Here is a 19025-nt window from a genome sequence, read left to right on the forward strand (position 1 = left end):
GGAAAAAAGACGTGGCCAAAAAAACAACAAACAAAAACCACCAAACACACTATTGAGTTCTCAAACAACACACCCGTTCCGACCGCGCAACCAGCCCGCGGCTTATGCCGCGTACTAGCAGTGCGGACGGTCAGGAACCCACCGAAGTGGGGCTTCCCTCTGGGACGCCGTCGCGCTCTGCGGCGGACCGCGTCGCGACGACCTGAGACAAGTTACGTCAGGGAAAAGTCGGAGTCAAATGGCCTGATGGGCGGCGTGTTTCGAGTGGCTGCCCGTCGTGCGCGCGGCGGACATCACCGACGTGCGTCAACTCCGACGGATCATCCAACGCGCTGCACCCCGGCGATATTCCGTTTGCCGCGGCGCAGCACCAGCCACCGGCCGTGCAGGAAGTCCGACGGTCGCGGGGTCCAGTCGTCGCTCGCGACCCGGACGTTGTTGACGTAGGCCCCGCCCTCGGCGACCGTGCGCCGCGCGGCCCCCTTGCTCTCCACCAATCCGCTGGCGACCAACAGGTCGACGATGGCAATCGGGCCGTCGGGTGTGACTTCGGCCACCTGGTCGCCGCTGGCCTCCCGCAGCGCGGCCGCCAGCGTCTGCTCGTCCAACTCCGCGAGCTCGCCGCGCCCGAACAACGCCCGGCTGGCGTGCTCGACGGCCGAGCACTGCGCCTCTCCGTGGACGAGCGTGGTCAGCTCCTGCGCGAGGCGCCGCTGAGCAGCGCGTTCGTGTGCCCGCTCGGCCGTCGCCTGCTCGAGTTCGGCGACCTCGTCGGGCGAGAGGAACGTGAACCACTTGAGGTACCGCACCACGTCGGCGTCGGCGGTGTTGATGAAGTACTGGTACCAGGCATACGGGCTGGTCATCTCGGGGTCGAGCCACAGGTTTCCACCGCCCGTCGACTTCCCGAATTTGTTGCCCTCGGAGTCGGTGACCAGCGGCGTGGTGAGCGCGTGCACCGTCGCGCCGTGCTTCTGGCGCACCAACCGCACACCGGCGATGATGTTGCCCCACTGGTCGGAGCCGCCGATCTGCAGCGTGCAGCCATAGCGCTTGTGCAGCTCCGCGTAGTCGTTGGCCTGCAGCAGCATGTAGCTGAATTCGGTGTAGGAGATGCCTTCGCCCTCCAGCCGCCGCCGCACCGTGTCCCGGTCGAGCATGACGTTGACCGAGAAATGCTTGCCGATGTCGCGGAGGAACTCGATCGCCCGCATCTCCCCGGTCCAGGTCAAGTTGTTCTCGACCACAGCGCCGGTCGGCGAGTCGTCGAAGTCGACGAACCGCTCGAGTTGACCGCGGATCCGGTCGGTCCATTCGATGACCGTGGCGGTGTCGTTCAGCGTGCGTTCGCCGACGTCGCGGGGATCGCCGATCATTCCGGTCGCGCCGCCTGCCAGCACGATCGGCCGGTGACCGAATTGCTGGAAGCGGCGCAGCGTGAGCAGCGGGATGAGGTGGCCGGCATGCAGGCTCGGAGCCGTCGGGTCGAAACCGGAATAGACGGTGACGGGCCCGGCGGCGAGATGCTCGCTCAGGCTGTCGCGGTCGGTGGACTGCGCTACCAGCCCTCGCCACTCCAACTCGTCGAGGATGTTCGACGTTCCCATGACGTCGATCTTCCCGTACTAGTCGCTGAGACCGGGCGCCGGTGCCCGCGGACTACGGCGATACAGCGAGACTTCGGGGCGCCCCGCCAGCCAAAACCGCCACCGGCGGTCGGCCGCCTGGCTCACGCCGACACGGGGGCCATCTTCCGCCGGATGCTCCTCCCCCAACATGAGCTGCACCGGGCTGTTCGGGTCGAACAGATCAATCCCGTTGTCGTCCATGGTGATTCCCAGCGCCGAGCAGAGGTTGCCCGGGCCACGCGCCAGCGCGGCCGGTCGCACGCCCTCACCCCTGCGCGCCTGGGCCGCCTCGTGGCCCGCTTCGACGGCCGCTGCCCTCAGCAGAACGGCGGCGGCGACCCCGTCGGAGGCGCACACCACGTTCGCGCACACGTGAATGCCGTGGCTGCGGTAGGTGTAGAGCCGCCCCGGCGGGCCGAACATCACGGTGTTGCGGCCGCCCCGGCCCCGGTAGGAATGGGCCGCGGCGTCGGGCCACGGTCCGTCCGGCGGCCCTCCGTAGGCCTCGACCTCGACGATCATCGCGCTTACCCCGCGCCCGGTCAGCGCGGCGCCGAGCAGTCGCCGCGCCGCGGTCAGCGGGTCGACCGCGAGCAGGTCGACAGACGAATTCGGCGAGCGCGTTTCTCGGGCCACCGCCGCATCCTATGAAGCCTCTTGACTGGGCCATCGCAGCGGAGGATTATTCATCATATGATGACTTCATCGAGCGATGAATTAATGCGGCGCGGGGTCGAGCCGGTCATCGTCATCGAACATCTGCGAGTGGTCCGGGGTGGTCGACCGGCGATCCATGACCTGTCGGTCCAGATCGCCCGCGGCACGATCACCGGCTTGCTCGGGCCATCGGGGTGCGGCAAGACGACGCTGATGCGCAGCATCGTGGGCACCCAGATCCTCACCGGGGGCACCGTCACAGTGTTCGGCCACCCGGCCGGCAGTGCTCCCCTACGGCGGCGAGTCGGATACATGCCGCAGGACCCGACCATCTACGACGATCTGCACATCATCGACAATGTCCGCTACTTCGCCTCCCTTTACGGGATGGACGCCACCGCGGCCGATGAGGCGATATCAACCGTCGGCCTGGAGGATCATCGAACGGCGCTGTGCGGCAACCTGTCCGGCGGCCAACGCACCCGCGCGTCGTTGGCGTGCGCACTGGTGTCGGCGCCGGACCTCTTGGTGCTCGACGAACCCACGGTTGGGCTGGATCCCGTTCTGCGCGTGGATCTCTGGGATCGATTTCACCAATTAGCCAGGCGCGGAACGACATTGCTGGTGTCAAGCCACGTCATGGACGAGGCCGACCACTGCGCAGATCTGCTCTTGATGCGCGAGGGACACCTGCTCGCACACACCACTCCCCAAAAACTACGAGAGGACACCGGATGTCAGTCACTGGAGGAAGCATTTCTGTCCGTCATCCGGCACAGCACCGCAGCCGCAGCAAGCTGAGCCCGCAGGGCTATCTGGCCACCACCGGCCGGATCCTGCGCCAACTTGCCGGCGATCACCGCAGCGTGGCGATGATTCTTGTGGTACCGAGCCTCATCATCACGCTGATGTACTTCATGTTCCAGAACGCGCCGTACCCGCCGGGAGGCCAGCCCCCGTTCAACATGGCCTGTCTGATCATGCTCGGCGTGTTCCCACTGATCGTCATGTTCCTGATCACCTCGATAACCATGCAGCGCGAACGTGTTTCGGGAACGCTGGAACGGATCCTGACCACGCCGTTGCGCCGGCTTGACCTGCTGGCGGCCTACGGCACGGCGTTCTCCATTGCGGCGGCGGCGCAGGCCACGCTCGCCTGCATCGTGTCGTTCTGGTTGCTGGGTTTCGACACCGCGGGTAGCCCGGGTCTGGTCTTCGCCATCGCGATCATCAACGCGGTCCTCGGCGTCGGCCTTGGCCTGCTGTGTAGCGCATTCGCGCGGACCGAGTTTCAAGCGGTGCAGTTCATGCCGCTTGTCATCGCGCCGCAGCTGCTGCTGTGCGGCATCATCGTTCCCCGCCACGTGATGCCCGAATGGCTGCAATGGATCAGCAACGTGCTGCCGGCCAGCTACGCTCTAGAAGCGCTGCAACAGGTGGGCGCCCACCCGGACCTTACGGCGACCGCGGTGCGGGACATCATCGTGGTGATCGGCTTCGCGCTCGTCGCCCTGGGCCTGGCCGCCGCGACGCTACGACGGAGGACACCGTAACCGCTGTGACGACCAATACCGAGCGCAAACGGCCCGGCCGACCACCGGGACAGTCGGATACCCGCGACCGCATCCTTGCCAGTGCGCGAGAGCTGTTCGCCCGCAACGGGATCGACAAGACCTCGATCCGCGCCATCGCCGCCGACGCGGGCGTCGACCCAGCACTGGTGCACCATTACTTCGGCACCAAGACACAGCTGTTCGCCGCGGCGATCCACATCCCGATCGATCCGATGGACGTGATCGGGCCGCTGCGGGAAGTCCCCATCGAACAACTCGGCCACACGCTGCCGTCGATTCTGTTGTCGCTGTGGGATTCCGAGATGGGTAAGGGTCTCATCGCCACCATCAGGTCGATCCTGGCTGGCAACGACGTCTCGCTGCTGCGGTCGTTCCTGCAGGAGATCATCGCCGTCGAGGTCGGCTCGCGGGTCGACGATCCGCCGGGCAGCGGCCGCATCCGGATCCAGTTCGTGGCGTCGCAACTGGTCGGTGTCGTGATGGCCCGCTACATCCTGGAGTTGGATCCGTTCAAATCACTGCCAATCGAACACATTGCGGAAACGATCGCACCGAACCTGCAGCGCTATCTGACGGGGGATCTGCCGTTCGACATCGCCTAGGCGACAGGCGTCATCCTGTCGTTCTCGTGGGACGACGGTTGTCGACCGCGAACCCGTGGCCGCCTGGCCGGCAGCGCGATCATGTTGCCGGAGCGGACGACGCCAAGCGGTCCGGAACGCACGAAGCGAGCCACGCCCAGCGGCTGCAGCGTCGCGGCGGCTTTGGCCTGCCGGTAACCGATCCTGGTGCCGACGGCACCGAACAGCAGGAGTCCGAGGCTACCGGGCAACGCTATGGCGGCGAGCGCGAGCAGGGATGCCGCGACGAACACGGCGCCGACAGCGTGCTTCAACGTCGACGCACCGTCGGACTTGCCCGCGGCGACGGGGGTCGTGGGTACCGGTCCTGACACCGACAGCTCGTCGCTCGAGCCCGTGAAGAGCCCCCCACCCGGGGTCGGAGATGCGAGCAGGCCACCGCGCGACGCGGCCCCGCCGATCATCTGCGGAGACCGCGCGGGCGACTTCGGCAGAGTCGGAACCGTCAGGGTCTTCGCGGCTTTCGATGCGGCGACGCTATCGAGGCCGCGTCCAACCCCACCCGACCCGGATGTGCCCGTCAGTCCGGGACCGCGCCCGGGGACGCCGAGCATCGCGGTGAGCTCGGCAGGCATTCGCGCGAGCGTCGCAGTGACCGCGCTGACCGCACTGAGCAGATGCTGCAGCGCCGCGACGAAATCGTCGACGGGTGTCGGAGACGCCGGAAGCCTCGCGATCACGGCCGCGAACGACTGCGCCGCTTTTGCGGCGTCGGCGAGCGCCTTGGAGGCCGGGGCAACAGCCTCCGCCACGTCTGCGGCCGGAGCGGCGGCCGGCGCGCTTTGCGGCGGCGGTGCCTGCGAGACGGCCGAAGCGGGCGCACTGTCCTGTGAACTGGCAGCCGCAGCGCTCTGTTGCGGCTTGGCCTGCACGGGATCGGCTGCGGTTACCCCGGACACGTCGTTGTTTTTGACCTCCGCGGCGGTCGCGGGAGCCTTCGCACTCGTGGTCGTCGTTGTGGCGGCAACCGCCATCGGCCCCGATGGTGCGGCGGTGTCCACCTTGTTGGTCGGCGCCGGGCTGGCTGCCTCCGCCGTGGGTGGCACGGTCTCGCTCGTGGATCCGGTCGAAGCGCTGGAGGACTCGGTCGACGGTTTGGTTGGCGCCTCGGTCACTTGGCTGGTCGCCGCCTGCGTCGTCGCGATCTGGCCGGTCGCCGTCGCGCCGACCGCGGTCTGGGTATCGGCGGTGTCGGTCGATGTGGGCGCGTCGGTGTCAGAGTCGGCCGCGGCGACCGCTCCTCCAGCGCTGCTGACGAACAGCGCTGCCGATAGTAAGCAGCCACCGAATGTGGTACGCCAGTTCGTCATCCCCCCTGATCTCCTGCGCCAACCGAGCCGGTTCGATGTGGGTATCGTGCCACTCCGCGCTCCGCAACGATGTGAATTGGACGGACGCAAATCAGGAATTCGGGTCCTCGCTCTGGATTGACTTCGCGCGGCGGAGTAACCGTTCGTGTTCGGCATCATCGGAGACCGTGGTGGCCTCGTCGACCAGCAGGACCGGGATGCCGTCTTCGATTCGGTAGACGCGCCGCAACCTCGGATTGTAAAGGCACTCATCGTCGCCGATCAGCAGTAGCGGACCGCGGTCTTGCGGACATACCAGGATCCTGAGCAGTTTTTCGTCGAGCACAGCGACCGATCAACCGACCGGCATGGTCACCGACGAGCCACCGGGCCCGCCGATAATCACGCCGCCCGGGTCGAACGGCGCGGGCGACCCGCCGATGGCGAAGCCGGGTTGTGCCCCCTGCTGTTGCTGAGCCACCGCCTGCGCTTGAATTTTGCGCTGGTAGGCGATGGTGTTCTTGAGCGCCTCCACCAACGGTCCTTGGTTAGGCCGCTTGTCCAGCGCCGCCACAATGGCCTTCTTGTTCGCATTCGACGGTCGGAAGCCGAGATTGCGGAGAACCAGCACCTCGTGGACCAACTTCGACACCTGACCGCCGCCGGCGCCCGTGTCGTAGTCACGTTGAATGATGGCGAGCGCTTCCTCGCCGGTCATCTCCGGAGCCGAGGGAGCTTCGGTGTCAGTCGTGCCGTCGTCCCCCGGTGCGGCCAGCGCGGTGGGCGTGCCCACGACCAGGGCGCCGGCGATCGCGCCGCCGGCCACAGCGCCGACTACGCGACGCCACCCGTTCTGCGATGTCATCGATCCTCCGTTGCGATGGCTCCAGCCGGATCTATCCAGCGGGAGCCTAACAGTGTGTCCGGCCCCGGGCACGGCCTCAACGCTGCCCGCCGACCATTTCGGCGCGCACCGCGGCCGTCAGCCGCTTGTACCTATTCGTATCCACATCCAGGTGCCAGGCGTTACGGGAGGCCTTCGGTACGCCGGCCTCGCGCAAGGGAGTGACCATGGGCCGGTAGGAGGCGCTGAGCGTCATCTCCCCCACGACGTGCACGATGTCGGGTGGCGCCCCCACCGGGAGGTCGCTGAGTGCCTCCGACAGATCGCCGGCCGCGATGCTGCCGCCGGGCCGCAACGCGACGGCCGTCACGGCAATACGCCGCCCGCCCGCTTCGACCGCGTATGTGAGAGCGATGTCGACCGCGTCCACCCCGCCGAGTGCATCGCCGACGGTCTCTGCGTACACCGGGCCGCGCTCGGTGCGGATGACCAGGCTGCGGTTGTCGACCAACCAGTAGTCGCCGTCCTGGTCCCTGCGGAACAGGTACTCGGTGGACACCCAGGTGTCGGCCGGGGCGAACACGCCACGCTTGATCGACGCGGTCGGGTCGATCGGGCCGCGGGGGTGAGCCAGCAGGACGCCGACTTCGTTGGCGTCGGCCTTGCGCACGAATCCGCGCTCGTCTTCCAGGATGAGGTCGTCGTCGGGGTCGTAGGCGGCCAATTCGACCTGGCCGCCGCCGGGCAGCGGTCTGCCCTTGCTGCCGATCTTGGCGCCGGACACGTTGGCCAGCACAGCTTGTCCGTCGGTGGTGGCGAAGAACTCGACGACGTGCGCCGGCGCGAACACCTCGGTCACGCGTTTCCACAGCCCGGTCGGCATGCCGGAGCCGATGAACAACCGCACCGGGTGGGACCCGACCAGGACGAACGACGGATCGTCGATCACCTCGCGCAGCATCGCCCAGGTGTAGGACACCACCGTCACGCCGTACTGACGGAGCTCCTGGACGAACCGGTCCGGGCGCAGCCCTCTCGACAGCGCGATGCGTGACCCGCCCACGACCGCGCCGCCCAGACTCACCAGCAGCCCGGACTGGTGATGCAGCGGGGTCAGGCAGTACACCGTGTCGCCGCGGCCCAAATTGGCCGCCGATGCGGTGCCGAACGCGGACAACGCCCACCGGAAGTTGGTGATCTGCCGGGCCACCAACTGCCCGCCGACCGTGCTGAACGCGATGAACGCCAGGTCGCGGGCCAGCCCCGGGTTGGGGCGGTACCAGCCGGGCAGGTCGACCTCGTCGGGGTCGATCTTTTCCATGTCGATGACGTCGGCGTCGTCGGGCACGTGCAAGTCGCGCGCCTCGCCGCCGCCGAGCACCAGCACCCGCATCGACAGCTTGCGGGCCGCCTCCAGGTGGCTGGGGTCGGCGATGACCTCGCTGACCGCACCCAGCCGCGCCGCGGTCGGCAGGTCGACGTCCGGCGGCATCAGCACCGCGACCGCGCCGAGACGTGACAGCGCCGCGATCGCCACCAGCGCGCTGGGCCTGGTGTCCATCAGCACGCCGACGTGCGCCCCCTGCCGCACGCCCACCTCGATCAGCCCACGAACGACGTTGTTGATCCGCCGGTCGACCGCCTCGAAGGTGTGCACGCGACCGTCGAACAGCAGGCAGTCGCCTCCCGGCGCGTGGCGTGCCTGCTCGGACATGATGCGGCCCAACGAGATTCGGGTGTGATCGTTGATCTGGCCGAGGCGCGCCAGTCGCGGCAGCGTGCGGGCCGTCTCCACGGCCAGCGCCCGCGCGGACTTGTTGGCGGCGACGACGGCGTCGGCCGCCGAGCGCGCCAGGCTGAACGCCATCTCCCCGGCAGCGGTGGCTCCGTGCGCGACGCGTGAGGACAGCGCCACGCCGCTCTCGGTGGGCTCGGGGGGTTGCATCGCCATCGGCACGACACCCTCCGGCAGGTCGCCGTCGCCCTCGATCGAGCGCACCCACTTCGCGACCGTCGGCCAGGTCTGGCTGGCCGCCTTCGACCCGACGACGAGTCCGAAATGCCCTGCCCTGATCAGGTATTCGTACACGTCGGCTTGCGGGGCGGCACGCTTTATGCCGCGCACCGACGCGGGCTGGCCGATGTCGTCGACCTCGCCGACCACGGCCAGCACCGGGCATTTGATGTCGCTCAGTGTCACCAATTCGCCGTGAATGGAGAAGCCGCCGGTCATCATCCGGTTGTGCGCGATGAACTGCTTGAGCAGTTCCGAGATGGCCGGGCCGGACCAGGCGATCCAGCCTTCCGACGCGAGGAACCGGCGTTGCTGCTCGCGCGGGAGCAGCGCCTCACGGTCGTGCAGTTGCCGGAGGAATTCCAACCGGGACTGCGCGGATTTGATCGGGTCGAGCATCTGAAAACCGGTGCGCGCCAACCAACCCGGGATGTCGATGCGGCTGAACACGTGATCTGCCATGAAATCGGCGGCGGCGGCGCCCACCCCTGCGGGCAGGTTCAGCGGCAGGGCGGCGAGCGTGTCGACCGGTGCACCGAACGCGATGATGCTGGCCACGTCCTTGGACCGGCGGTACGCCGCGGTCTGGTAGCAGAACATGCCGCCCTGCGAGTAGCCGGCGAGGTGCACGTCGCGCCCCGTGGTCTCCTTGACGGTGTCGATCGCTTCGCTCAACGCGACGACGTGGTCGGCGAGATTGCGCTGCATGCCGCCCTCGACCTTGTCGGGCGAACCGAAGTCGATGACCCATGGATCGATGCCCGCCCTGTGCAGGATGCCGACCGCACCGTTCTCGCGGGTGACGTCCCACATGTCGGCCGACATCATCATCGGGTGCACCATCAGCACGGGCGGTCCCGGCGGCGGTGCCCCGGGACGGGTGTCGGGCGGGAAGTAGCGGCGCAGCCGATACATCGGCACGCTCTCCACGATCTGGAACGGCGACGGCACCGTGCCGGTCTCGAGGCCGCCGTAGCGCAGCACCTCCAAGCCGTTCTGCGCGGTGGCCACGAGGCGGCCGACCGGCCGCGTAATAGCCGAAAGGTCCACCACCAGCGGTTCCCCTTCCGTCACTCCTGCCACCCGATTGTCGAGGTCATCATGGCACAGAGCCGAAGGCGGCCTCGGTCAGATGTCCTACCTATCATCGGCGGCTGATGGCAAACCTGATCAACGTCGAACGCGTGACGGTCGGCTACGGCACCCGCACGCTGCTGGACGGCGTCAGCCTCGGCATGGACGAAGGCGATGCGATCGGCGTTGTCGGCCGCAACGGGGACGGCAAATCCACCCTGCTGCAGGTGCTCACCCGCACCCGCGAGCCCGACTCCGGCCGCGTCACTCACACCTCGGGTCTGTCGGTGGGTTATCTGCGGCAATCCGACGACTTCGCGGCGGGGTCCACCGTCCGGCAGGTGATCGTCGGCGGCAGGCCCGACCACATCTGGGCGGCCGAACCCGACACCCGCACCGTCGTCGAGCACCTGCTGTCAGAGGTGGATCTGGACACCGATGTCGCCGACCTGTCCGGTGGTGAGCGGCGCCGGGTGGCGCTGGCGGCGGTGCTGCTGGCCAAGCACGACGTGCTGGTGCTCGACGAGCCGACCAACCATCTCGACGTGGAGGTGATCGGCTGGCTGGCGCGCCACCTGGCCGGTCGACGCTCGCAGGCGCTCGTGGTGGTCAGCCACGACCGCTGGTTCCTCGACGCGGTCACCACCAGGACGTGGGAGGTGCACGACGGCACGATCGACGCCTACGACGGCGGCTACGCGGCCTATGTGCTGGCGCGGGCGGAACGGATGCGGCTGGCCGCCGGTGCCGAGGCGCGCCGCCAAAACCTGATGCGCAAGGAACTCGCGTGGCTGCGGCGCGGCCCGCCGGCGCGCACATCGAAGCCGAAGTTCCGTATCCAGGCCGCCAACGAACTGATCGCCAACGAGCCGCCGCCACGGGATTCGCTTGTGCTGCAACGCTTTGCGACGACACGGCTCGGCAAGGACGTCTTCGACCTGCACCGGCTGCGGCTCGAGGTCGGCGATCGCACCATCCTCGACAAGATCGACTGGTCGATCGGTCCCGGCGCCCGCATCGGCCTGGTCGGCGTCAACGGCACCGGCAAGACGTCTGTGCTGCGGCTACTGGCGGGCGAACTGCCGCCCGCAGCGGGCACGATCAAACGCGGCGCGACGCTGAAGATCGGGTACCTGAGCCAGGCGCTGGGCGAACTGTCCGGCGGGGATCGGGTGATCGACGCCGTGGAAAACCGCCGCCGGGTCAGCCATTTGGCCGGCGGCCGCGAGATCTCCGCCGACACCCTGCTGAAGGACTTCGGGTTCACAGGAGACAAGCTCACCGCCAGGATCGCCGACCTGTCCGGCGGCGAGCGGCGCCGACTGCAGTTCCTTCGCATCCTGCTCGACGAACCCAACGTGCTGCTGCTCGACGAGCCCACGAACGACCTCGACATCGACACGCTCACCGTCATCGAGGACTATCTGGACGACTGGCCGGGCACGCTGATCGTGGTCACACACGACCGGTACTTCCTCGAGCGGGTCACCGACGTCACCTATGCGCTCACCGGCAGCGGCCGCTGCGACCTGCTGCCCGGAGGCATCGAGCAGTATCTGGCCGAGCGCGTCGCGGCCGAAACCCCCTCCAGCACAACGCAACCGCAGCGCGGTGAGTCGGCGTCGGCCCGCGAGCGGCGCACCAGCAAAGAGCTGGCCAGGATCGAGAACCAGCTGGCCAAGCTGGAGGACCGCATCGCGGCGCTGCACCAGAAGATGGCGGAGGCCGCCGCCGATCACGTCCGGCTCGGGGAACTGAACACCGAACTGAATGAGCTGCTGGCGCGCAAGGAATCGCTCGAAGAGGCGTGGCTGGCCGCCGCCGACGACTGAGCTCGATACCTGAAGGAATTCTGGGTATGGAAAGTCGTGAACCCATCATCTGATAAATTCTTCAATTGATGGATTCGTGGCCGGATTGAGAGCGTGATGTCAGAGCCCCTGTACAAGCTGAAGGCGGAGTTCTTCAAGACCCTCGGCCACCCCGCCCGGATCCGGGTCCTGGAATTGCTCGTCGAGCGGGACCGCACGGTCGCCGAACTGCTGCCCGAGGTCGGGCTGGAGTCCTCCAACCTGTCGCAGCAACTCGGCGTGCTGCGGCGGGCCGGCGTCGTGGTGGCCACAAAGAGCGGCAACACGGTGGTCTACGCCATCGCATCACCGGCCATCGCCGAACTACTGGCGGTCGCGCGCAAGGTGCTGACCGGGATGCTCAACGATCAAGTGGCGATGCTCGCGGACCTGCGGGCCGACACTTCGCCGGATCGGCACTAGCCCGCCATGGGGTGGATCGGCAGAATCCTGCGGACCGGTCGCATCGTCGAACGGGCCGACGCGCGGCCGCCGTCCGCCGCGGAAAGCCCGGCCGGGGTCGCAGGGTCGCTTCAGGTGCGGCACGTCGACGCGGGTTCGTGCAACGGGTGTGAGATCGAGATATCGGGGGCCTTCGGCCCGGTCTACGACGCGGAACGGTTCGGCGCCCGGCTGGTGGCCTCGCCGCGGCACGCCGACGCTCTGCTCGTCACCGGCGTCGTCACCCAGAACATGGCCCAGCCGCTGCGCAACACCCTTGCCGCCACTCCGGCACCGCGAGTGGTCGTCGCCTGCGGCGACTGCGCGCTCAACCGCGGGATGTTCGCCGACGCCTATGGGGTCGTCGGCGCGGTCAGCGACGTCGTTCCCGTCGACGTCGAGGTGCCCGGTTGTCCCCCTCATCCGGCGCAGATCGTCGCCGCACTGCGCTCGGTGACGGGCCGGTGACCGCCACCCTCGCCACGCCGAACGTTGGCGTCCGAATCTCATTGCCCGACAGGGGTATCGGGCCGCACGTGAGCGGTAGCGTCACAGCGGCTCTCGGAGTCGCCGGGGTCGGCACCGGGCTGGCCGCGGTGTTCAGCGAGCTGCCCGCAATTCGCATCGGTTGGCTGGTGCCGCTGATCGGTGTGCAGTTGGAGTTCGCGCCGCTCGGCGGAGTGTTCATGGCGATAACGGGGGCGGTTGCCGTCGCGGTCGGTCTGTACACCCTTGGCTACGCGCGGCGGGAGCACTTCGGCGTCGTTCCGCTGACGGTGCTGCCGCTGTTCGTCGCCGCGATGCTGTTGGTCCCGGCGGCAGGGTCGATCACGACGTTTCTGCTGATGTGGGAGCTGATGGCGATCGGCTCACTGGTCTTGGTGCTGACCGAGCACCGGCGCCCTGCGGTGCGCTCGGCAGCCGCCTTCTACGCGGTGATGACCCAACTGGGTTTCGCCGCAATACTGCTGGGGCTCATGGTGCTTTCGGCCGCGGGCGGCGCGGACCGGTTCGCCGACCTGGCGCCGGTGCCCGAGGGCACCCGCGGGCTGGTGTTCGTGCTGACGCTTGCCGGATTCGGGTCGAAAGCGGGCCTGCTGCCGCTGCATTCGTGGTTGCCGCGGGCGCACCCCGAGGCGCCGAGCCCGGTTTCGGCGTTGATGAGCGCCGCCATGGTCAACCTAGGCGTGTACGGCATCATGCGCATCGACCTGCAGTTGCTCGGGCCCGGGCCACGCTGGTGGGGCGTCGTACTCCTGGTCGTTGGTGGCGGGTCGGCGGTATACGGCGTGTTGCAGGCGTCGGTGGCCACCGATCTCAAACGGCTGCTTGCCTATTCGACCACTGAGAACATGGGCCTGATCATCCTCGCTCTCGGTGCGGGCACATTGCTTTCGGCGTCAGGTGAAACGGCGCCCGCGGTTGTGGCGATGACGGCGGCGCTCGTGCACCTGATCGCGCACGCCGCGTTCAAGAGCCTCGGATTCCTCGCCGCAGGCTCCGTGCTCGTCGCGACCGGACTGCGTGATCTCGATCTGCTGGGCGGGCTGGCGCGTCGAATGCCGTCCACCACCGTGCTTTTCGGCGTGGCGGCACTGGGGGCCTGCGGGTTGCCGATCGGCGCGGGATTCGTCAGCGAGTGGCTTCTGGTGCAGTCGCTGATTCATGCTCGCGGTGAACACGACACCCTGGTCGCGCTGGCCGCGCCGCTGGCAGTGGGAGCGGTTGCCCTCACGGCCGGACTGGGTGTGGCGGCGATGGTGAAGGCGTTCGGCATCGGCTTCCTCGCGCGACCCCGATCCGAAGCGGCCGCACGGGCCCGCGAAGCCCCGCCGAGCATGGTCGCCGGAATGGTTTTCGCCGCACTCGGCTGTGTGGTGCTCGGCGTAGCACCGTTCGTCGTCGTTCCGGCGTTGCAGCGCGTGCTTGACGGACTGCCTGCCTATCGCGATGCGGATCTGTCGTCGCTCGGCGTGATCATGCATCTGCCGGGCCTTGATGGATCGATCGCGCCGGGGCTGCTCGCCGCGGCGCTGGCGGCGGCCGTACTGATCGCGGCGGGTCTCGGGCGGTGGGGGTCGCGTCGCCGCCCGGAACCGGCGGCGTTGCCTCTGTGGGCATGCGGCGCCGACGAACTCACGTCACGCATGCAGTACACGGCCACGTCGTTCGCGCAACCGCTGCAACAGGTTTTCGACGACGTGCTGCGGCCCGACACCGATATCGAAGTCACGCCTGCGGCCGATGCCGACTATCAGGTTAAAAAGATCGCATACCGCGCCAGGATCAACGACGCGCTGGAGGATCTGCTCTACACGCCGGTCGTGCGCTTTGTCGCCGGGTGCGCGGACCTGCTGCGGCGTGCCCACACCGGCAGCGTGCACCTGTATTTGGCCTACGGCGCGCTCGGGGTGCTGATTGTGTTGGTGGCGGCGCGATGAACGTGATGTCGTATCTGGCGGGCGCGACCCAGATCGCCGGCGTCGCCTTCGGGGCGCCCCTGGTCATCGGTCTGATGCGCCAAGTGCGGGCGCGCTCGGAAGGACGCTCGGGCGCAGGCATCCTGCAGCCGTGGCGTGACCTGCGCAAGCAACTCCGCAAGCAGCAGATCACACCGGACGGAACCACGGTGGTGTTCACCGCGGCACCGGTGATCGTCGCGGGCACCACACTGCTGATCGCCGCGGTGGTGCCGATCGTCGCGACCGGTTCACCGCTGGAATCCGTCGCCGACCTTTTCGCGGTCGTGGGCCTGTTGTTTCTCGGCACTGTGGCGCTCACGCTCGCCGGCATCGACACCGGAACGTCGTTCGGCGGCATGGGCGCAAGCCGAGAAATCACCATCGCCGCGTTGGTCGAGCCGACGATCCTGCTCGCCGTCTTCGCGTTGTCGCTGCCCGCCGGTTCGGCCAATCTCGGTGCGATCGTGGCGCACACGCTCGCCGACCCGGGACGGGCGGTGTCGCTGACCGGTGCGTTGGCCTTTGTCGCGCTGGTCGTCGTCATCATCGCCGAAACAGGCCGGCTCCCTGTGGACAACCCCGCGACTCACCTGGAACTGACCATGGTGCACGAGGCGATGGTGCTCGAGTACGCGGGACCGCGGCTGGCGGTCGTCGAATGGGCCAGCGCCATGCGACTCACGGTGCTGCTGGCGCTGCTGGCAAATCTGTTCCTGCCGTGGGGAATTGCGGGTGCTCACCCGAGCCTGGTCGACGTCGTCGTCGCCACCGCGGCGATCGCGGTCAAGGTGGTCGCGCTCGCCGGTGTGCTGGCGTGCGCGGAGGTCTTCATCGCCAAGCTGCGGTTGTTCCGTCTACCAGAGTTGTTGGCCGGTTCGTTCCTGTTGGCTCTGCTCGCCGTCGTGTCGGCCAACTTCTTCACCGGATAGGACGCGATGACCGAGATCCACTATGCAAGTGCGCTGGGACTGGCCGCAGGCGGACTGCTGCTGGCCTCCGTGCTGATCGTGTGGCGACGAGACCTGCCATCCATCGTGCGGCTGCTGTCGGCGCAAGGCCTTGCGCTTGCCTGCATTCCGCTTCTTCGCGGTGGCTACGACCAGGATTGGGCGTTGGTGGCGGTGGGCGTTGCAGTGCTGGCGCTGCGCGCCGTCGTCCTGCCGTGGCTGCTGGCCCGCGCCGTCAACGCCGAACCCGACGACCAGCGCGAGGCCACACCGTTGGTGAACACGAGCGCGTCGCTGCTGATCGCCGCGGGGCTGACGGTCGTCGCGTTCGCGGTCACCCGTCCCGTCGACGAGCTCGACCCCTCTCCCGCCACCGACGCGGTGCCCGCGGCGTTCGCGGTCATCTTGATCGCGCTGTTCGTCATGGTCACCCGCCGTCACGCGGTCTCGCAGGCCGCTGGATTTCTCATGCTGGACAACGGGATTGCCGCAACGGCGTTTCTGCTCACCGCTGGGGTGCCGCTGATCGTCGAACTCGGCGCATCGCTGGACGTGCTGTTCGCGCTGATCGTGATCGGCGTCCTGACGGGTCGACTGCGTCGCGCGTTCGGGGGCGCCGATCTGGATCGCCTGCAGGAGTTGCGGGACTGATGACTGCGCTGGCTCTGGCCCCGATCCTTGTCCCCGCCGTCGCGGCCGCCATCGCGACGGCCTGTGGTTGGCGTCGATGGACGGCGACCCTGACGGTGCTCTCTGCGCTCGTGGTGCTGCTGTCCGGTGCGGTGATGGCCCTGCGCGTCGGCGGCGGTGAACAACTGCTGCTCGGCGGACTACTGCGCACGGATGCCTTGTCCGCGACGATGCTGATCGTCATCGGCGTCGTCGGCACGCTGAGCACGTGGGCAGGCATCGGATACATCGACTCCGAACTCGCGCACGGCCACACCGACGAATCCGGCGCCCGCCTCTATGGCGCGTTGACACCGGCCTTCCTGGCGGCGATGGCGCTTGCGGTGTCGGCCAACAACATCGGCGTTATCTGGGTGGCGGTCGAGGCCACCACGGTGATCACCGCGTTCCTGGTCGGTCACCGACGCACCCGCAACGCGCTCGAGGCGACGTGGAAGTACGTCGTGATTTGTTCGGTCGGCATCGCGATCGCTCTGCTCGGCACCGTGCTGCTCTACTTTGCCGCGCGCCACGCGGGTGCGGGCCTCGAGGAGGCGCTGAACCTCGACGTGCTGCTCGCCCATGCCGCCCAACTCGATCCGGCGGTCACCCGACTGGCCGGAGCGCTGCTTGTGATCGGTTACGGGGCGAAGGCCGGTCTGGTGCCGTTCCACACCTGGCTGGCGGACGCGCACAGTCAGGCACCGGCGCCGGTGTCTGCGTTGATGAGTGGGGTGCTGCTCGCGGTCGCTCTTTCGGTCATCCTGCGCCTGCGGCCCATCGTCGACGCGGCAACCGGTCCAGACTATCTGCGCGTGGGGCTTTCGGCGGTCGGCTTGGCGACGGTGCTCGTCGCCGCGCTGTTGCTCACCGTCACAACGGATGTCAAACGCATGCTCGCGTACTCGTCGATGGAGAACATGGGCATCATCGCCGTCGCGGCGGCCGCGGGTACACGGCTGGCGATCGCCGCGCTGCTGTTGCACGTGCTCGCACACGGCGTCGGCAAGACGGTGCTGTTCCTTGCCGGCGGGCAGTTACAGAGCGCTCACAACTCGACGGCGATCAGCGACCTGGTCGGCGTGATGGGCCGATCACGTTTGGTCGGCGCGTCATTCGCCGTCGGGATCGTGGCGCTGCTCGGGCTTCCGCCGTTCGCGATGTTCGCCAGTGAGATATCGATCGCCAGATCGCTGACCGACGCGAAGCTCGGGTTGGTGCTGGCCGCCGTGCTGGTGCTGATCGCCGTGGCGTTCGCCGCGCTGACCAGAAACACCGCGCGGTTGTTGTTCGGCAATGCGCGCAGCGGCGCGCCGTCCATCACCGTACCCGCGACCATCGCCTGCGCACTCGTGGTCGGCATCGTCGTTTCGGTCGGGCTGGGTGTGACGGCGGGGCCGCTCAGCGAGTTGTTCCACGCCGCCGCCGACCATCTCGGGGCACCCTGATGCGCGACAATCGACTGCGTCGCACGGTGACCCGCGCCGAGCTCGCCGATGCCGCGACCGAACTGCTCGACGCTGGCTTCCGGCTCGCCCTCGCCGCCGCGCACGATGACGGTGCCGACGGGCTGCGCGTCGTGTACCTGTTTCTCGCGGGGCGGCCGGACCGACGCACCGAACTGGAACTGCCGTTGGCCGACGACGCGTCTGTCCCATCGCTGGCCCATCTGTCGTTTCCGGCAGGGCGTTTCGAGCGGGAGATGATGGACCTGTTCGGCATCACGCCGGTCGGCCACCCGCAGCCGCGCAGGCTGGTCCGGCACGCGCACTGGCCCGACGACTGGCACCCGATGCGCCATGATGCGGGGCCGGCACCGGACTTCTCGACCACGGGCCGTTTCCCGTTCCTCACCGTAGACGGGCACGGTGTCTACGAAATCCCCGTCGGCCCTGTGCATGCGGGTCTGATCGAGCCCGGGCACTTCCGTTTCTCGGTCGTGGGCGAATCGGTACTGAAGCTCAAGGCGCGGCTGTGGTTCGTGCACCGCGGTGTCGAGAGGCTCTTCGAGGGTAAGCCGGTCACCGAAACCACCGCGCTGGCCGAACGGATCAGCGGCGACACCTCGGCGGGCCATGCGCTCGCCCACTGCTTGGCCGTCGAGGACGCGCTCGGTGTCGACGTGCCCGACGACGTGCACCGGATGCGGGCTCTCGTCATCGAACTGGAGCGCCTCTACAACCACGCCACCGACCTCGGCGCTCTGGCCAACGACGTCGGTTTCGCCCTGGCCAACGCCCATGCCCAGCACGTCAGGGAGCGGCTGCTGCGCATCAACGCGCGGGTGACCGGCCACCGACTGCTGCGCGGCGCCATCCACCCGGGTGGTGCTGTGCTGCAAGCATTTCCCGACCCGGTTGAACTGCGCGGCCTGGCTGACGACGTCGCGGAGATCGCCGAGTTGACGTTGAAGAATTCGGTGATCTACGACCGGTTCAGCGACACCGCGAGCCTGCATGTCGAGGACGCGCGCGCATTGGGTTGTCTGGGCTATGTGGCGCGGGCCAGCGGGATGGCCACCGACGCCCGTCTCGACCACCCGACGATCACCCTGCCGGTCCGGGAGGTGGCCGCGACCGCGGGTGACGTGCTGGCGCGCTACACCGTCCGCCGCGACGAGTTCGCCGCGTCGGTGCAACTGGCCTGCGACCTGATCGAAGACCTCGGCGGCGCAACACAATTCGCCGCAGCACTGCCGGACGCCGGCAGGGGGTGCAGCGGGGTCGGCGTCGTCGAAGGCTGGCGCGGCACCATCGTGCACCGCGTCGAGCTGAACGCGGGCGGCGCGATCACCCGCTCGAAGATCGTCGACCCGTCGTGGTTCAACTGGCCGGCGTTGCCGGTCGCTATGGCGGACACGATCGTCCCGGACTTCCCGCTGGCCAACAAGAGCTTCAATCTCTCCTACGCCGGCAACGACCTGTAGCGACCTACG

Annotated in this window: 17 protein-coding genes; 11 read left to right on the forward strand and 6 right to left on the reverse strand. The window is 68.1% G+C overall.

All coding sequences use genetic code 11. From position 1 onward, the window contains the following. Positions 1 to 320 precede the first annotated feature (320 nt). Complete coding sequence (tyrS, locus tag CQY20_RS21515) at positions 321 to 1607, reverse strand: tyrosine--tRNA ligase (protein WP_163700256.1); 1287 nt, start codon at positions 1605 to 1607, stop codon at positions 321 to 323. An 18-nt stretch (positions 1608 to 1625) separates the two neighbouring features. Beyond that, positions 1626 to 2225, reverse strand: coding sequence for a DNA-3-methyladenine glycosylase (locus tag CQY20_RS21520; RefSeq protein ID WP_371871076.1), 600 nt, complete (start codon positions 2223 to 2225; stop codon positions 1626 to 1628). Positions 2226 to 2321: 96 nt separating this feature from the next. On the opposite strand from CQY20_RS21520, the gene CQY20_RS21525 reads away from it, so the two are divergent. From CQY20_RS21525 to CQY20_RS21535, 3 genes are read left to right on the forward strand one after another with little or no spacing between them, the layout of a single operon-like run. Beyond that, positions 2322 to 3086 carry an ABC transporter ATP-binding protein gene (locus CQY20_RS21525; protein WP_097942119.1) on the forward strand — a complete coding sequence of 255 codons (765 nt, stop codon included), beginning with the start codon at positions 2322 to 2324 and terminating at the stop codon, positions 3084 to 3086. Continuing rightward, the gene (locus CQY20_RS21530; RefSeq protein WP_097942120.1) at positions 3020 to 3838 is read left to right on the forward strand and encodes an ABC transporter permease; all 819 of its coding nucleotides are present in this window, start codon (positions 3020 to 3022) and stop codon (positions 3836 to 3838) included. The genes CQY20_RS21525 and CQY20_RS21530 overlap by 67 nt, the downstream gene beginning before the upstream one ends. Before the next feature lie 5 nt (positions 3839 to 3843). Then, positions 3844 to 4461 carry a TetR/AcrR family transcriptional regulator gene (locus CQY20_RS21535; protein ID WP_097942121.1) on the forward strand — a complete coding sequence of 206 codons (618 nt, stop codon included), beginning with the start codon at positions 3844 to 3846 and terminating at the stop codon, positions 4459 to 4461. Here CQY20_RS21535 and CQY20_RS21540 read toward each other — a convergent pair. The 4 genes from CQY20_RS21540 to CQY20_RS21555 all read right to left on the reverse strand — a co-directional run bounded on the left by CQY20_RS21540 (position 4458) and on the right by CQY20_RS21555 (position 9697). Continuing rightward, positions 4458 to 5810, reverse strand: a complete 1353-nt coding sequence (locus CQY20_RS21540) for a hypothetical protein (protein WP_097942122.1) — start codon at positions 5808 to 5810, stop codon at positions 4458 to 4460. The two genes, CQY20_RS21535 and CQY20_RS21540, sit on opposite strands and share 4 nt — an antisense overlap. A gap of 91 nt (positions 5811 to 5901) precedes the next feature. Continuing rightward, positions 5902 to 6135, reverse strand: a complete 234-nt coding sequence (locus CQY20_RS21545; protein ID WP_097942123.1) for a Trm112 family protein — start codon at positions 6133 to 6135, stop codon at positions 5902 to 5904. Positions 6136 to 6144: 9 nt separating this feature from the next. Further along, entirely contained in the window at positions 6145 to 6654 is a 510-nt protein-coding gene (locus tag CQY20_RS21550) for a hypothetical protein (protein WP_097942124.1), read from the reverse strand. Positions 6655 to 6730: 76 nt separating this feature from the next. Beyond that, positions 6731 to 9697, reverse strand: a complete 2967-nt coding sequence (locus tag CQY20_RS21555; protein WP_097942159.1) for an acyl-CoA synthetase — start codon at positions 9695 to 9697, stop codon at positions 6731 to 6733. A gap of 107 nt (positions 9698 to 9804) precedes the next feature. Between CQY20_RS21555 and CQY20_RS21560 the strand changes: the two genes are divergently transcribed. The 8 genes from CQY20_RS21560 to CQY20_RS21595 all read left to right on the forward strand — a co-directional run bounded on the left by CQY20_RS21560 (position 9805) and on the right by CQY20_RS21595 (position 19016). Next, a complete protein-coding gene (locus CQY20_RS21560) occupies positions 9805 to 11553 on the forward strand; it encodes an ABC-F family ATP-binding cassette domain-containing protein (RefSeq protein WP_097942125.1) in 1749 nt (582 codons plus the stop codon). A gap of 93 nt (positions 11554 to 11646) precedes the next feature. Further along, positions 11647 to 11994, forward strand: coding sequence for an ArsR/SmtB family transcription factor (locus CQY20_RS21565; RefSeq protein ID WP_097942126.1), 348 nt, complete (start codon positions 11647 to 11649; stop codon positions 11992 to 11994). A 6-nt stretch (positions 11995 to 12000) separates the two neighbouring features. Beyond that, a complete protein-coding gene (locus CQY20_RS21570; protein ID WP_097942127.1) occupies positions 12001 to 12480 on the forward strand; it encodes an NADH-quinone oxidoreductase subunit B family protein in 480 nt (159 codons plus the stop codon). 41 nt (positions 12481 to 12521) lie between these two features. Beyond that, entirely contained in the window at positions 12522 to 14453 is a 1932-nt protein-coding gene (locus CQY20_RS21575) for a proton-conducting transporter transmembrane domain-containing protein (protein WP_420093244.1), read from the forward strand. A gap of 5 nt (positions 14454 to 14458) precedes the next feature. Next, the gene (locus CQY20_RS21580) at positions 14459 to 15403 is read left to right on the forward strand and encodes a respiratory chain complex I subunit 1 family protein (RefSeq protein ID WP_097942160.1); all 945 of its coding nucleotides are present in this window, start codon (positions 14459 to 14461) and stop codon (positions 15401 to 15403) included. A 6-nt stretch (positions 15404 to 15409) separates the two neighbouring features. After that, positions 15410 to 16072 carry a hypothetical protein gene (locus tag CQY20_RS21585; RefSeq protein ID WP_097942129.1) on the forward strand — a complete coding sequence of 221 codons (663 nt, stop codon included), beginning with the start codon at positions 15410 to 15412 and terminating at the stop codon, positions 16070 to 16072. Then, complete coding sequence (locus tag CQY20_RS21590; RefSeq protein WP_097942130.1) at positions 16072 to 17538, forward strand: proton-conducting transporter transmembrane domain-containing protein; 1467 nt, start codon at positions 16072 to 16074, stop codon at positions 17536 to 17538. The genes CQY20_RS21585 and CQY20_RS21590 overlap by 1 nt, the downstream gene beginning before the upstream one ends. After that, positions 17538 to 19016, forward strand: a complete 1479-nt coding sequence (locus CQY20_RS21595; protein WP_097942131.1) for a hydrogenase large subunit — start codon at positions 17538 to 17540, stop codon at positions 19014 to 19016. The genes CQY20_RS21590 and CQY20_RS21595 overlap by 1 nt, the downstream gene beginning before the upstream one ends. Positions 19017 to 19025: the final 9 nt, after the last annotated feature.

The organism is Mycolicibacterium agri (assembly GCF_002553505.1).
GTDB lineage: Bacteria > Actinomycetota > Actinomycetes > Mycobacteriales > Mycobacteriaceae > Mycobacterium > Mycobacterium agri.

Excerpts from the sequence above, each read along its gene's own strand:
- CQY20_RS21560 (WP_097942125.1), top strand. The coding sequence starts at position 9,805 with ATGGCAAACCTGATCAACGTCGAACGCGTGACGGTCGGCTACGGCACC.
- CQY20_RS21590 (WP_097942130.1), top strand. The coding sequence starts at position 16,072 with ATGACTGCGCTGGCTCTGGCCCCGATCCTTGTCCCCGCCGTCGCGGCC.
- CQY20_RS21595 (WP_097942131.1), top strand. The coding sequence starts at position 17,538 with ATGCGCGACAATCGACTGCGTCGCACGGTGACCCGCGCCGAGCTCGCC.
- CQY20_RS21525 (WP_097942119.1), top strand. The coding sequence starts at position 2,322 with ATGATGACTTCATCGAGCGATGAATTAATGCGGCGCGGGGTCGAGCCG.
- CQY20_RS21530 (WP_097942120.1), top strand. The coding sequence starts at position 3,020 with ATGTCAGTCACTGGAGGAAGCATTTCTGTCCGTCATCCGGCACAGCAC.
- CQY20_RS21570 (WP_097942127.1), top strand. The coding sequence starts at position 12,001 with ATGGGGTGGATCGGCAGAATCCTGCGGACCGGTCGCATCGTCGAACGG.
- tyrS (WP_163700256.1), bottom strand. The coding sequence starts at position 1,607 with ATGGGAACGTCGAACATCCTCGACGAGTTGGAGTGGCGAGGGCTGGTA.
- CQY20_RS21580 (WP_097942160.1), top strand. The coding sequence starts at position 14,459 with ATGTCGTATCTGGCGGGCGCGACCCAGATCGCCGGCGTCGCCTTCGGG.
- CQY20_RS21550 (WP_097942124.1), bottom strand. The coding sequence starts at position 6,654 with ATGACATCGCAGAACGGGTGGCGTCGCGTAGTCGGCGCTGTGGCCGGC.
- CQY20_RS21540 (WP_097942122.1), bottom strand. The coding sequence starts at position 5,810 with ATGACGAACTGGCGTACCACATTCGGTGGCTGCTTACTATCGGCAGCG.
- CQY20_RS21585 (WP_097942129.1), top strand. The coding sequence starts at position 15,410 with ATGACCGAGATCCACTATGCAAGTGCGCTGGGACTGGCCGCAGGCGGA.